The following is a 14,720-nucleotide window of genomic DNA, read 5'->3' on the forward strand; positions in this document are numbered from 1 at the left end:
TCCCGTCGGGTCACCGGCCACCGCGCACGGTCGCCGCCCCCACTCTAGGACGGCCCTGACCGGTTAGGAAGGGGCCACTGCGTCATCCGCCCTCCTCCTCAGGAGGTGGGCAGCTCGGCGCGGACCGCGGATCCCCGCCGGGGCGGGGCCGGCGGCGCTCCTGGCGGTGGGAGGGGCCTCAGCCGATGGCCGGGGCCCCTCCCACCAGCTCACTTCGGCTAGGGCAGGGTCCACTTCTGGTTCGCGTTGGTGTGGCAGGTCCACAGGTGCACGGGGGTGCCGTCGGCGGAGGTGTTACCGGAGACGTCCAGGCACTTGCCCGACCCGACGTTACGCAGCGTCCCGTCGGCCTGCGCCGACCAGTTCTGCGCCCCCGAGCCGTTACACGCCCAGAGCTGGATCTTCGTACCGTCGGCGGTACCCGCCCCCGACACGTCCAGACACTTCCCCAACGCCTTCACCGTGCTGTTCGACGTCACCGCCCACACCTGCGCGGCACTGCCGTTGCAGGCGTAGATCTGGACCTGGGTCCCGTCGGCGGACGCGCCGCCACGCACGTCGAGACACTTGCCACCCAGGCCCCTGACCGGGCCGGTGCCGTTCGTGGGGGCTGGCGACCGGATCAGGGTCACGTCGTCGACGTCGAACAGGCCCGTCCCGGTGCCAGCGAAGGTGAGGTACAGGTTCTGGGTGCCGGCCGGCACCCCGGTCAGCGGGGCGCTGACGTCGGCGTACGTCGTCCAGCTCCCGGTGTTGGGCACCGCCACCTGGCCGAACACGGCGCCGGTGGCCGAGCCGGTGCGGAACTGGATGGTCCCGCCGGGGCCGCCGGAGACCACCCGGGCCCGCACCGAGGTCACCCCGGTCAGGTCCAAGCCGTGGTATCCCGCCCAGTCGCCCGGGTCGACGTACCCCAGGGTCTGGCCGCCGTTGGCCCCGACCTTGGGGTACGCGCTGACGCCGCTCGCGGCGCTGTACGCCTCGGCCTGGAAGGTGGTGTTCCCGGTCGTCGGGCCGCCCAGCTCCCTGATCCGGATGTTGCGGAACGCGGCGTCGTCGCCGGTGCCGTGGTTCTGGATGCCGATGTGGCCGGCGAGCGAGCGGGCCGGATCGGTGTTGGTGAAGTCGTTGATCTTCACCCCGTTGAGGAGGACCTGGAGCCGCTCCCCCTCGACCAGCAGCTCGTAGGTGTTCCACTCCCCCGGCGGGTTGAGCGCGGCGTCCCGGGCGGCCAGGTCGGCGGACTTGAAGGTGTAGACCGCGCCGGTGGTGCGGTCGGCGGCGTCGGTGGCGTCGATCTGCACCTCGTAGCCGTTGTTCACGGCGGAGTTCGGGTCGGTCGACGGCGGGAAGCCGACGAACACGCCGGAGTTGTCGTCCCCGGCCAGCTTCCAGTCCAGCTTGAGCGAGTAGTTGGTGAACTGCTTGGCGCTGTACCAGTACAGGCCCATCCCGCCGACCGAGGTGAGGGTGGCGTCGGCGTTGGTGAAGCTCCCCGGCCCGGCCTGGGACCAGCCGGCGACGGAGCCGTTGTAGAGGGGGGTGTAGCCGGTCTCGGGCCGGCAGTCGGCCTTCGCCCGGCCGGCCGCGTACCGGATGCCGCCGAGCAGGTGGGAGCGGAAGGCCGGCTCGGCGTACGACGACTGGGTGTGCCCGCCGCCGGTGTAGAAGGACCGGCCGCCGGTGTACGTCTTGCACCAGGCGTGCGGATGGTCGCCGCCCATCGACCCGCCGGAGTACGACGACTCGTCGAGGGTCGCCAGCACGCGCGCGGTGGAGCGGGCGTTGGTGCGGTAGTTGTACCACTCGTCGGTGCGCGGCCAGGACTGCGGAAGGTGGGCGGTGGCGGCGTGCGTCCGGTCCTCGACCTTGACGGTGGCCTGCTGGATGGCCGGGTGGGAGGCGAACCAGGCGCCGACGAGGTTGCCGTAGAACGGCCAGTCGTACTCGGTGTCGGCGGCGGCGTGCACGCCGACGTAGCCGCCGCCGGAGCCGATGTACGACTCGAAGGCGGCCTGCTGGTTCGCGTCGAGCACGTCGCCGGTGGTGTTGAGGAAGATCACCGCCTCGTACCTCGCGAGGTTGGCGGTGCTGAACGCGGCGGCGTCCTCGGTGGCGGTGACGGTGAAGCTGTTGGCCGCGCCGAGGTCACGGACGGCCTGGGTGCCGACCGCGATGGAGTCGTGCCGGAAGCCTGCGGTCTTGGAGAAGACCAGCACGTCGTAGGGGGCGTCGGCGGCCGAGGCGGGGATGGCGGGGATGGTGCAGGCGAGGACGGCGAGGGCCGTGCTGGCCGCGCCGAGGACGGGACGGAGGAGTCTGCGCATGTCGCTCTCCTGGGGCTTCGCGCTGCGGGAGGGTGGGGTCGACCGGGCCCCCTGCGCGACGGGATCCGTCGGCAGGGAGCCCTTCCTCGCACCCGGCTAGGGCAGGGTCCACTTCTGGTTCGCGTTGGTGTGGCAGGTCCACAGGTGCACGGGGGTGCCGTCGGTGGCGGTGTTGCCGGAGACGTCCAGGCACTTGCCCGACCCGACGTTGCGCACCGTCCCGTCGGCCTGCGCCGACCAGTTCTGCGCCCCCGAGCCGTTACACGCCCAGAGCTGGATCTTCGTACCGTCGGCGGTACCCGCCCCCGACACGTCCAGACACTTCCCCAACGCCTTCACCGTGCTGTTCGACGTCACCGCCCACACCTGCGCGGCACTGCCGTTGCAGGCGTAGATCTGGACCTGGGTCCCGTCGGCGGACGCGCCGCCCCGCACGTCGAGACACTTGCCACCCAGGCCCCTGACCGGGCCGGTCCGGGTGGTGACGGTGGTGGTGTCCAGGGTGAACGCGTCCAGGTCGTAGAGTGCCCCGGCCCCGCCGGCGAAGGTGAGGTACAGGGTGGTGGTGCCGGCGGGTGCCCCGGAGACCGCCCCGGTGACCGTGGTGAACGTGTCCCACGCCCCGGTGACCGGCACGGTGGCCGAGCCGAGCACCGTCCCGGTCGCCGAGCCGGCCCGCACCTGGAGGGTGCCGCCCGTCCCCGCCGAGGAGACCCGGGCGCTGAACGAGGTCACGTTCCCGAGCTGGTACGGCTGGAACGCGATCCAGTCCCCGTTCTCGATGTTGCCGACGGTCTTGCCGCCCTCGGCGGTGCCCTTGTCGAAGATGGCGATGCCGGCCGAGGTCTTGAAGTGCTCGGCCTGCCGGTGCCGGGGCTGGAGGGTGTGCTGGGTGTGCGTGGTCAGCCCGCCCCGGTCGGTGTACTCGGCGTCGAAGACGGCGAAGATGTTCGCCGCGTCGTCGTGCTCGCCGTCGACCGGGATGGCGATCGAGCCGGAGCAGCCGTTCGCCGAGGTGATCTGGTGGCCGTGCTGGTCGTGGCCGAGCACGTAGGTCATCTTGACCTTGGTGCAGTCGATCGCGCCGTCCTCGGGGTCGGTGACGGTGATGCTGAACGGCACGGTGTCGCCGAAGGAGAAGAGCTTGCCGTTGCCGGGGCTGTTCACGGTCACCGTCGGGGCGGTGTTGCCCACCGTGATGGTGACGCCGGCGCTGCCGGTGGCCCCCTGCGGGTCCCGCACGGTGAGCGTGGCGGTGTACGTCCCGTTCGCGGTGTACGTCTTGGCCGGGTTGGCGGCCGTGGAGGTGGTGCCGTCGCCGAACGCCCACGCGTAGGTCAGCGCCCCGCCGTCGGGGTCCGTCGACCCGGCCGAGGAGAAGCTCACGGCCAACGGGGCCACCCCGGACGTCCGGTCCGCGCCCGCCCGGGCGGTCGGGGCCCGGTTGCCGCTGCCGATGTGGTCGAAGCGGTAGAGGGCGGAGTTGGCGTCACCGTTGAAGTAGCCGGTGCCGTAGTCGAGCACGTAGTACGCGCCGTCCGGGCCGAAGGCCGAGTCGATCACCTGCTTGCCGGTCCACGGGAAGGCGTCGATGGTGCCGGGCGAGCCGTCGGCGTTGACGTGGATCGGCTTGATCCAGCCGCGGCCGAACTCGGTGGCGAAGAACTGCCCGTCGAAGGACTGCGGGAACTTCGTCGTCGAGGTGGAGGCGGCGTTGTACCGGTAGACCGGGCCGCCCATCGGGGACTCGGAGCCGCCGCCGAACTCGGGCGGGGTCCCGGCGTCGCCGCCGTACCGGATCCAGGCCGGCTTCGCGGCCGGCAGCTTGCCCAGGCCGGTGTTGCGGAACGAGTTGTTGGTCGGCCCGCCCGCGCAGTCGTACTTGGCCCCGCCGGTGCCGGCGGCGAAGTCCCACTCGTTGTACGTCTCGGTGGCGGTGTTGGTGCCGGTGCAGTACGGCCAGCCGTAGTTGCCGGGGCCGGTGACCCGGTCGAACTCGACCTGGCCGCTGGGGCCCCGGGTGGCGCTGGTGGTGCCGGCGTCCGGCCCGTAGTCGCCGACGTGGACGATCCCCGTGGCCCTGTCGACGCTGAGCCGGAACGGGTTGCGGAAGCCCATCGCGTAGATCTCGGGGCGGGTCTTCGCGGTGCCGGGCGCGAACAGGTTCCCGGCGGGGATCGAGTACGACCCGTCCGTGTTGACCTTGATCCGCAGGATCTTGCCGCGCAGGTCGTTGGTGTTGCCGGCGCTGCGCTGCGCGTCGTACGCGGGGTTGCGGTTGGTCCGCTCGTCGATCGGGGCGTACCCGGCGGAGTCGAACGGGTTGGTGTCGTCGCCGGTCGACAGGTACAGGTTGCCGGCGGCGTCGAAGTCGATGTCCCCGCCGACGTGGCAGCACATGCCCCGGTCGGCCGGGACGTCCAGCACGTCGACCTTGCTGGCCTGGTTGACGGTGAAGTCGGCGTTCAGGGCGAACCGGGACAGCCGGTTGACGCCCTGCCAGGCGGAGAAGTCGGTGCCGGTGGCGGGGGCGTCCCCGGCGGGGGTGGACAGCGGCGGCGCGTAGTAGAGATAGATGTGCCGGTTGGTGGCGAAGTTCGGGTCGACCCCGACGCCCTGCAACCCCTCCTCGTCGTGGTTGTAGACGGGCAGGGTTCCGACGACCGTGGTGGTGCCGGCGGAGTCGGTGCGGCGCAGCGTGCCGTTGCGGGCGGTGTGCAGGACCGACCGGTCCGGCAGCACGGCCAGTGACATCGGCTCGCCGGTCTCCGCGACGCCCCGGGCCAGCTCGACCTGTTGGAAGTCGCTGCCGCTGATCACGTGCGCGGCGGCCGGGGTGGGGCCGCCGAGGGCGGCCGGGCCGGCGCCGAGGCCGACCGCGCCGGCAGCGGCGACGAGCAGCAGCGCTGCGGCGGCGGTGGGCCATCGTCGGGGGTGGTGGGTCTGAAAGTCCTTGGTGGACATGGTTGTGCGGTCCCTTCCTGACTTCTGACTGCCAGGCGGGCGCGCGCCGTCGCGCCGAATGCCGTAGCCGGGGGGTGCGCTCGGGCCGTCGGGTGCCTGCCCGACCGCCGCGGCCTCCGGGCGGGACGGGTGCGCGCCCGGAGGTCACCAGTCGATGGGTCACCGCGCCGCCGGTTCACCTCGACGAGACATCATCGCGATACCCCAGACATTAAGGTCCGCGAATGAACCGTGTCCATACCTTCCGGCCACTCAACCTGAACTTTCGCTCACGTCAGCAAAAGTTCCGCCCGCGCCGCCCTCTTCGTCGCGAGTCGCGGGGGTTCGCCGGGGGTCGCGGGGGTCGCGGGACCGCTGGGTCGAGGGGTTCGCTGCGGCGTCAGGCGGGGACCGCGAGCGGCAGGTCGCGGCGTCGCCGTATCGGGCTGGCGAGGAGGACCACCACGGCAGCCACCAGCCCGACTGCCATGATCCACATGGTCGCACGGAGCCCCAGGCTGGTTCCGAGCACGCCCGCAAGCAGTGCCCCCAGGGGAATCGTCCCGTAGTTCAGCAGATGCATCGTCGCGACGACCCTGCCCAGCAACGCCGCCGGGGTGTAGCTCTGCCGAAAGCTGCCCTTGATGACATTCCCGCAGACGACGCCCACCCCCACCCCCACGCCACCGACAACCGCCACCCAGAGCCCCGCTCCGGGAGCTGACAACGGAATCAGCAGGGCGAAGGGAGCGCCCAGGCACTCGACGAGGAGAAGCCCGCGCGCCGTTCCGAACCTGCGGGCGACAAGCGGGGCCATCGACGCGCCGAGAACTCCGCCCACACTCATCGCGGAGATCAACAGCCCGGCCGTGGCGGCACTCGTGCCGACTTCACGGACCAGGAAGACCACGAGAATCGCCTGGTAGCCGGTGAGGGCGATGTTGCTCAGCGCACCGAAGAGCGTGAAGGTCCGGATGTATGGATCTCTGCGGACGAAGCCCAGCCCGACTCTGATCTCCTTCATCATGGACGCCCGGTGACCGCCGACGGCGTGCACCTCGTCCTTGGCTTTGATCAGGAGCAGACACCACGACGAGACCAGGAACGTGATCGCGTTGCCTCCGAGGCCGAACACCGCCCCCACCGCCTGCGTGATCGCCCCGGCCAGGCCCGGCCCCGCCACCTGGGCGACCGACTCGCTGCCCTGCAACGCGGCGTTCGCTGCGGGAAGCTGGCGATTGTCGTCCACCACCGAGGGAAGGAACACCTGGTAGCTCGTCTGGAAGAACACGCTCGCCGCGCCGGTGAGCAGCGCGACCACCAGGAGGTGCCCGATGGTGAGCACGCCTGCCCAGTAGGCGATCGGGGCGCTCAGGACGGTCGCGAGGGAAACGACGTTGCAGGCCAGCATCAGCGACCTGCGCGGGAGCCGATCCACCCAGGCACCGGCCGGAAGCCCGAGCAGGAGCCAGGGCAGCCAGGCCGTCGCGGTGAGCAGGCTGACCTGGAAGGTGCTGGCGTCCAGGGTGACGACCGCGATCAGCGGTAGCGCGACACGACTGACACTGGTCCCGAAGGCACTTGTCGTCTCGCCGATCCACAGCAGCCGGAAGCCGCGGTTGCGCAGCACGGACTTGGGCGCCTCCGGCACGACCGCAGCGTCCGCGTCCGTGACGTTCTGGCCCGTCACGGCTCTCCCGGCTGCCCGTAGGCGAAGACGAAGACGGGCCTACGCTCGTCGTCCTCGCCCGAAGGCGGGCGATTTGACCACCGATCCAGCACCGCGCCGAGCTCGCCGGACAGCTCGGCCAGCTCCTGCGGCGTCAGATGGAGCCAGTTGCTGATCGAGAACGCCGGGCCCGCCCAGTCTCCCCGGCTCTCACCGCTGCGCGACAACCAGGCGCGGACGATACGGACGTGGTGATCGAGGTTGAGCGACTCGGCCGCCTCGGCCACGGCCGCACCGGCGGGGTCCGTGGCGAAATCGAGGCTCGACCATCGCCGCCCCGTGGACGCCAGCTTCCACCACCGTTCGCGGCCGTCGCGAGCCAGCTCGGGCGCCGCCTCGACCAGTCCACTGCGGTGCAGCACGCGGAAGTGATGACTGACGTTCGCCACGGACTGCGCGGTCAGGCCCGCCACGGCACTGACGGTGCACGGCCCGTGGACCTTCAGCACGTCGAGCATGCGCCGACGCAACGGATGCGACATGGCCGCCAGAACACGGGAGTCGGTCACCTGGCGAATGTCGGCTGTGTCCACGCCTGCACGGTTTCAGGTAAGCGCATGTTGCGCAAGAGTTGTCGCACAACTTGGCCGCCCCATCGTTACGCCGCTGACAGGGCACCGGAACGCAACCGCCCCGCTCTCGACTCAGGCGTACCCGGCACGCCGCCGGGCCCGCCCCGACCAGAGGCCGAGTTCGGTGCCGGGCACGCCCCGCCCGACCGCCCGCCCGAGGGCGCGTCCGGCGACGAAGGCGGCGACGACGCCACCGGACGACCCCCGGGACGGACGGGACGGGCGGGGCTGGCAGGCAGGGCCGGTCGGCGTACCGTCCCTGCCTCCCCCGCGTCCGTGGTGCGTGGTGCCGTGGTGCCGTGGTGCGCGGCCTCCGGTGCGGCCGGGGAATCCCGGTCCGGCCGCACCGGACGACCGTCCTGCTCTCGTACGACGCGGGCCGCAGCCCGTCGTCGCACGCCCTCCGGAGCCGACCTCGTCCCCGCCACGGGGCGCAACCGCAGCGGGTCCCTCGCCGGTCGGTCCGGAAAGCCTCTCGGGCGGTGGCGACGGCACACGCCGCCACCGCGGTTCCTCCACCGGCCGACGGTCGTCGCCGGTGCGCTCGGCGTGGCGACCCGGGGCCGCCCCCGCCGAGGCGGGCTCAGGCGGGGACCGCCTCCAGCGTCGGTTCCACGTCGGTCCACGAGGAGCCCAGCTCCGCCGAGCGGATCACCGCGTCCAGCACCAACTGGACCTGCAACCCGTCGGCGAACGAGGGCGCCGGGTCGACACCGGTGGCGACCGCCTCGACGAAGTCCCGCATCTGGTGGGTGAAGGAGTGCTCGTAGCCGATGATGTGGCCGGGCGGCCACCACGCCGACATGTACGGGTGGTCCTCCTCCGTCATCAGGATGCGCGTGAAGCCCTGCTCGGCGGCCGGCCGGGTGGCGTCGTAGAACTCCAACTCGTTGAGGCGTTCCAGGTCGAAGGCCACGGTGCCGAGCGAGCCGTTGATCTCCACCCGGAGGGCGTTCTTGCGCCCGGTGGCGAACCGGCTCGCCTCGTACGTGGCCAGCGCCCCGCCGTCGAGCCGGGCGACGAAGACCGCCGCGTCGTCCACGGTCACCGTGCCGGTGGCCGGGCCGTGGCCGTCGACCGGACCGGTGCCGTTGGTGGCCTGCGCGGCCAGGCCGCTCGACGCCGCCGACAGCGGACGCTCCTTGACGAACGTCTCGGTGACCGCGCTGACCCCGGTGATCCGCTGACCGGTGACGAACTGGGTCAGGTCGATGATGTGCGCGCCGATGTCGCCCAGCGCGCCGGAGCCCGCCCTGTCCCGCTGCAACCGCCAGACCAGCGGGAACTGCGGGTCCACGATCCAGTCCTGGAGGTACGCCGCCCGGACGTGCCGGATGGTGCCGAGCCGGCCGTCGGCGATCAGCCGCCGCATCATGGCCACGGCGGGGACCCGGCGGTAGTTGAACCCGCACATGGACCGTACCCCCGACGCCCGCGCGGTTTCTGCGGCGGCGGCCATCGCCCGGGCCTCGGCCACCGTGTTGGCCAGCGGCTTCTCGCAGAGCACGTGCTTGCCTGCGGCCAGGGCGGCGAGCGCGATCTCGGCGTGGCTGTCGCCCGGTGTGCAGATGTCGACCACGTCGATCTCGTCGGACTCGACGAGGCGACGCCAGTCCGTGGTGTGCGCCTCCCAGCCGAGCCGGTCGGCGGCGGCGGACACCTTCGCGGTGTCCCGGCCGCAGACCAGCGACATCCGGACCCGCGCCGGCAGGTCGTACACCCGGTTCACGGTGCGCCACGCCTGTGAGTGCGCGGCGCCCATGAACGCGTAGCCGACCATGCCGACCCGCAGGTGACTGTGGTGAGTGGACAAGGTGGGTCTCCCCCCGTGTTTCAGAACCCGAGCTTGAGGTAGCTGCTCGCGTTCTCCTTGGTGATCGTCTCGGAGGCCAGCACGATCTCCTTGGGCACCTGGAGCTCCACCAGGTCGGACATCCCCCTGCCCTGGCCGATGAGCCGGGCCAGCGAGATCGCGGAGGACGCCATGGACGGGCTGTAGGTGACGGTGGCCTTCAGAACGGTGTTGTCGGCCTGGATGTCCTCCATCGCCTTCTTCGAGCCGGCGCCGCCGACCATGAAGAACTCCTTGCGGCCGGTCTGGTTGACCGCGGCGAGCACGCCGATGCCCTGGTCGTCGTCGTGGTTCCAGATCGCGTCGATCTTCGGCAGGGCCTGGAGCAGGCCGGTGGCCGCCTGCTGGCCGGAGTCGGCGGTGAACTCGGCCGGGCGGCGGTTGGCCACCTTGAACCCGGCGGCGGCGAGGGTGTCGGCGAAGCCCTTCGACCGTTGCTGGGTCAGCTCCAGCGAGTCGATGCCGGGGATCTCGCCGATGATCGGGCTGCTGACGCCCTTGGCCTTGAGCTGCGCGACGATGTAGTTGGCGGCGGCCACGCCCATGCCGTAGTTGTCGCCCATGATCTGTAGGCGGTAGGCCAGCGCGTCCGGAAACGCCCGGTCCAGGTTGACCATCGGGATGCCGGCCTTCATCGCCTCCAGGCCGGCGGCGTTGAGCTCCTTGCCGTCGTGCGGAAGCATGACGATGACGTCCGGCTTCTGGGCGATCAGCGTGGACAGCGCCGCCCGCTGGGCCGCCGCGTCCGCGCCGGCCTCGACGGTCTTGAAGTCCACGTCGGAGTACGCGCCGGCCTGGGCCTTGGCGTTGGCGGTGATGGCGGCGAGCCAGCCGTGGTCGGCGGCCGGGGCGGAGAAGCCGATGGTCACCTTCTTGCCGGGGGTGCTGTTGCCGCCGGCGGCGTTGTCGGCCGCCTTGGTCTGCGCCGCCGTGGGCGCCGCCTCGTTGCTGGTGCACCCGACGAGCAGTGCGCCGGCGCCGAGGGCGGCCCCGCCGAACAGCATCCGGCGGCGCGACAGGTCCCGACTGTGCTGGGTCATGACGACCTCCTGGGAAAGGGGTGGTGGTGGGTGGAAAAGGGTGTGCGGGGCCCGGCCGCCGTCGGTGCGACGGCGACCGCTGTGGTGCGGGATGGAATCCGGTGGTGGTGACCGGTCGTTGGATCAGCCGGTGGTGAGCCGGTTGCGGCTCAGGAACTGGGTGAGGCTGCGGAACTGGAACTGCTGGACCAGGACGGCGGCGACGATGATGCCGCCCTTGACCATGTTCTGGGCCTCGGTGGAGAGGCCGTTGATGGCGAACAGGTTGGTGATCGTGGAGAAGATGATCACCCCGAGCAGAGAGCCGACGATCGTGCCCCGCCCGCCGCTGAGCAGCGTGCCGCCGATGATCGCGGCGGCGATCGCGTCCAGTTCGTAGAGGTTCGCCATCGCCGCCTGGGCGGAGGTGGCCTGCGCGGTCAGCATGACCGCGGCGATCCCGCAGCAGAGGCCGGAGAGCGCGTAGAGCAGCACGGTGTGCCACCGGACGTTGATGCCGGCGAGCCGGGCGGCCTCCGGGTTTCCGCCGACGGCGACGGTGCGCCGGCCGAACGTCGTCCGGTTCAGCAGCACCCAGCCGGCGACCACCACGGCGGCGAGGATGTAGACCAGCAGCGGGATGCCGAGCAGGTCGGTGCTGGCGATACCGTTGATCGTCGCGTTGTCCGACACCTGGGTCTGCTTGCCGGAGATCTGGGCGGCCAGCCCTCGGGCGGCCACCATCATGGCCAGCGTCGCGATGAACGGCACCAGCTTCCCGTACGAGATGAGCAGGCCGTTGACCAGACCCACGCACAGCCCCACGAGGAGCGCGGTGAAGATCATGCCGCCCGCGCCGTAGCTCTGGGTGGCGAGCGTGGTGGACCAGACGCCGGCGAGCGCCACGATCGCGCCGACCGACAGGTCGATGCCGCCGCCGATGATCACGAAGGTCATGCCGACGGTGACCACGCCGACCACCGAGGCGAGCTTGAGGATGGTGAGGATGTTGTTCCACACCCAGCCGGAGTCGCCGTACAGGTCGGGCCGGGTGGCGATGCCGATCAGGATCAGCACCACCAGGACCCCGATCAGGGCCAGGTTGCGCCGGGCGCCCTCGCCGCCGTCGCCGCGCCACCAGGAGAGCCGGCCGGCTCCGCCGGATCCGTGGCCGGGCCCCTTGCCGACCGCCCCGGTCACGGCCGGGTCCACCGGCGGGGACTGGGCCGGCAGCGCCCCCGGCCGGTCCGGTGTGGCGGTGGGTGCGCTGTCGCTCATGCGGGTGCGCCTTCCATCAGGGACCCCGCCATGACGAGGTCGAGCACCGTGTTCTCGTCCAGTTCGTCGGCGGGCGCCTCGCGCACCGTCCGGCCCTCCCGCAGCACCAGCACCCGGTCGGCCAGGCCCAGCACCTCGGGCACCTCGCTGGAGACCAGCAGGACCCCGACGCCCCGGGCGGCCAACCCCCGGATCACCTGGTAAAGCTCGGCGCGGGCGCCGACGTCCACCCCGCGGGTGGGCTCGTCGAGCAGCAGCAGCCGGGTGTCACCGAGCAGCCAGCGCCCGACCACCACCTTCTGCTGGTTGCCCCCGGACAGGGTGCGCACCGGCCGGCGCACGTCGCGGGGACGCAACTCCAGGGAGTCCGCGATCCGGTCCGCCTCGGCCCGTTCCCGCCCTTCGTTCGTGAAGCCGAGGCGGGCGTACCGGCCGAAGGTGGCCAGGGTGACGTTGCGGTAGATCGGCTCGCCGAGCAGCAACGCCTGGCTCTTGCGTTCCTCGGGTGCCATTCCCATGCCGGCCCGTACCGCCGCGCCGACGCTGCCCGGGCGCAGCTCGCGCCCGCCCATCCGGACCGTCCCGGCGTGCGCGCGACGCGCCCCGTAGATGGTCTCCAGCAGCTCGGACCGGCCGGAGCCGACCAGCCCGGCGATGCCGACGATCTCGCCGGCCCGCACGCTGAGCGAGACGTCGGCGAACTCGCCGGACCGGGTCAGGCCGTCGACCCGGAGCAGCTCCGCGCCCGCCCCGGAGGCGGCCGGGCGGTCCGGGAAGACGTACTCGATGGTGCGGCCGGTCATCCGGGCGACCAGGTCGCGGGTCGGGGTATCGCGCGCCGGCAGGTTCGCCGCGGTGGTCCGGCCGTCCTTGAGTACGGTGACCCGGTCGCCGATCTCCCGGATCTCCTCCATCCGGTGGGAGATGTAGATGACCGCGATGCCCTGCGCGGTCAGCTCCCGGATGATCCGGAACAGGTTGCCCACCTCGTCGTGGGCCAGCACCGCGCTCGGCTCGTCCATGATGATCAGCCGGGCCTCGTGGGACAGCGCGCGGGCCATGCTGACGATCTGCTTGCCGGCCGCCGGCAGCGCCCGGACCATCCGCCCCGGCGGGATCTCGCCGTGGCCGAGCCGGCCGAGGATCTCCCGGGTCCGGCGGGCCATCCGACTCCGGCGGACGAAGCCCGCCCGGCGCGGCTCGTGGCCGAGGAAGGCGTTCTCCGCCACCGACAGGTCCTCGACGAGGTCGAGCTCCTGGTAGATGGTGGCGATGCCGGCGCGCATGGCGGCCTGCGGGTTGGCGAACTCGGCGGGCTGCCCGCGCCACTCGACCTGGCCGGAGTCGGGGCGGTGCACCCCGGCGAGGACCTTGATCAGGGTGGACTTGCCGGCCCCGTTCTGCCCGAGCAGGCAGTGCACCTCGCCGGCCCGCACCTCCAACTGCACCCCGTCCAGCGCCCGTACGCCCGGGAAGGTCTTCACCACGTCGGTGAGGCGCAGCACCACCTCGCCGGGCACGGCGTCGGCGGGCCCCTCGACCAGCGGGCCGGCGGGTGCCTCGACCAGCGGGCCCTCCGGGCCGGCGGCGTCGGCGGGCGTGGTCATGACGCCTCTCCGAAGGCCACGTCGCTGGCGAGCACGGCCGCGCCGGCCACCCCGGCACGCGGGCCCAGCTCCGACAGGACGACCGGCAGGTTGCCGGTGGCCAGCGGCAGCGAGCGGCGGTACACCACGCTGCGGATCTCGGCGAGCAGGATGTGGCCGAGCTGGGCCAGCCCGCCACCGATCACGATCATCGACGGGTTGGTGAAGCTGACCAGGCCGGCCAGCACGCCGCCGACCCGCCGGCCGCCTTCGCGGATGAGCTGGATGCAGGCCACGTCCCCCTCGACGGCACCCTCGGCGACGTCCCGGGCGGTGACCACGCCCCGGTTGGCGAGCCGGTCGGCCAGGGCCGGGGACGCCCCGCTGCGGGCGGCGACGTTCGCCTCCCGGGCCAGCGCGGCGCCGCTGAACAGCGCCTCCAGGCAGCCGGCGTTGCCGCAGGAACACATCGGACCGTGCGGGTCGACCTGGATGTGCCCGATGTCGCCGGCGCAGCCGTCGGTGCCCCGGTAGACGCCACCGCCGAGGTAGATCCCGCACCCTATGCCGGTGCCGATCTTGATGAACAGGAAGTCGTCCACCGAGTGGGCGACCCCGCCGTGCCGCTCGCCGATCGCCATGATGTTGACGTCGTTGTCGACCACCGCCGGGCAGCCGTGCTCGCGGGTCAGCAGCTCACGGACCGGGAACCGGTCCCAGCCGGGCATGATCGGCGGCGAGACCGGCACCCCGTCGCGGAAGCTCACCGGCCCGGGCACCCCGACGCCGACCGCGTGCAACCGGTCGTACGCCCCGTCGACCCGCGCCTTGTGCAGCAGCTCGTTGACCCGGTGCAGGATCACCTTGGGGCCTCTGCGGATGTCGGCCGGCTCCGCGTACGCGGCGACCGTCTCCAGCCTGCCGTTGACCACCTCGACGTCGATCGAGCTGGCCCCGAGGTCGACCGCCGCGAAGCGCAGTTCGGGGTGCAACTCCACCAGCGTGGACCGACGCCCACCCCGGGAGGCCGCGAGACCGGCCTCGGCGACGTAGCCGAGGCCGACGAGCCGTTCCAGCTCGGCGAGCAACCGGGGACGCGGCATCTGCAACCGGTCCCCGAGCTCCGCCCGGGACACCGCCCCCTCGTCGCGGAGCAACCGCAACAGCCGCAGGTGCAGGGGCTCCACCGTCCGCACCGGCACTCACCTCCACCTCGATTCAGATCGGCAAGTACGCCGATGTGTTGTGTCCGACACAGTAGGAGGCTTCCGTACCGCCTGTCCATAGCTTCGGCCAGCCTGGCTCCAACTTTTGTCCGTTCGAACAAAAGCCGGCAGTTGATCTGGGCAGGCCGACGGGTTCACGCAGCCGCCCCGCCTCGCGGGGCGAGACGGGGCGGCGGGCTCCGATGCGG

The 14,720-nt window shown here is 71.9% G+C and carries 9 protein-coding genes; all 9 read right to left on the reverse strand.

Going from position 1 to position 14,720, the window contains the following annotated elements; genetic code table 11:
• Positions 1-218: 218 nt before the first annotated feature.
• Positions 219-2,327 (reverse strand): ThuA domain-containing protein, encoded by a 2,109-nt coding sequence (locus ACQPZO_RS23570; RefSeq protein ID WP_433344036.1) that lies wholly within the window; start codon positions 2,325-2,327, stop codon positions 219-221.
• 96 nt (positions 2,328-2,423) lie between these two features.
• Positions 2,424-5,291, reverse strand: coding sequence for an RICIN domain-containing protein (locus ACQPZO_RS23575; protein ID WP_433344038.1), 2,868 nt, complete (start codon positions 5,289-5,291; stop codon positions 2,424-2,426).
• Between the two features lie 379 nt (positions 5,292-5,670).
• Positions 5,671-6,921 (reverse strand): MFS transporter, encoded by a 1,251-nt coding sequence (locus ACQPZO_RS23580; protein ID WP_433344040.1) that lies wholly within the window; start codon positions 6,919-6,921, stop codon positions 5,671-5,673.
• A gap of 35 nt (positions 6,922-6,956) precedes the next feature.
• A complete protein-coding gene (locus tag ACQPZO_RS23585; RefSeq protein ID WP_433344042.1) occupies positions 6,957-7,532 on the reverse strand; it encodes an ArsR/SmtB family transcription factor in 576 nt (191 codons plus the stop codon).
• A 622-nt stretch (positions 7,533-8,154) separates the two neighbouring features.
• Positions 8,155-9,351 (reverse strand): Gfo/Idh/MocA family protein, encoded by a 1,197-nt coding sequence (locus tag ACQPZO_RS23590; protein WP_433351184.1) that lies wholly within the window; start codon positions 9,349-9,351, stop codon positions 8,155-8,157.
• Positions 9,352-9,404: 53 nt separating this feature from the next.
• The gene (locus tag ACQPZO_RS23595; RefSeq protein ID WP_433344043.1) at positions 9,405-10,463 is read right to left on the reverse strand and encodes a substrate-binding domain-containing protein; all 1,059 of its coding nucleotides are present in this window, start codon (positions 10,461-10,463) and stop codon (positions 9,405-9,407) included.
• Positions 10,464-10,586: 123 nt separating this feature from the next.
• On the reverse strand, positions 10,587-11,720 hold the full coding sequence (locus ACQPZO_RS23600; protein WP_433344044.1) for an ABC transporter permease: 1,134 nt from the start codon (positions 11,718-11,720) through the stop codon (positions 10,587-10,589).
• The gene (locus ACQPZO_RS23605) at positions 11,717-13,327 is read right to left on the reverse strand and encodes a sugar ABC transporter ATP-binding protein (RefSeq protein WP_433344045.1); all 1,611 of its coding nucleotides are present in this window, start codon (positions 13,325-13,327) and stop codon (positions 11,717-11,719) included. Before ACQPZO_RS23605 ends, ACQPZO_RS23600 begins: the two co-directional genes overlap by 4 nt.
• Entirely contained in the window at positions 13,324-14,502 is a 1,179-nt protein-coding gene (locus ACQPZO_RS23610; protein WP_433344047.1) for an ROK family protein, read from the reverse strand. Before ACQPZO_RS23610 ends, ACQPZO_RS23605 begins: the two co-directional genes overlap by 4 nt.
• Positions 14,503-14,720: the final 218 nt, after the last annotated feature.

Origin of the sequence: Micromonospora sp. CA-111912 (genome assembly GCF_050948415.1) — a bacterium.
In the GTDB taxonomy this organism is placed as follows: domain Bacteria; phylum Actinomycetota; class Actinomycetes; order Mycobacteriales; family Micromonosporaceae; genus Micromonospora.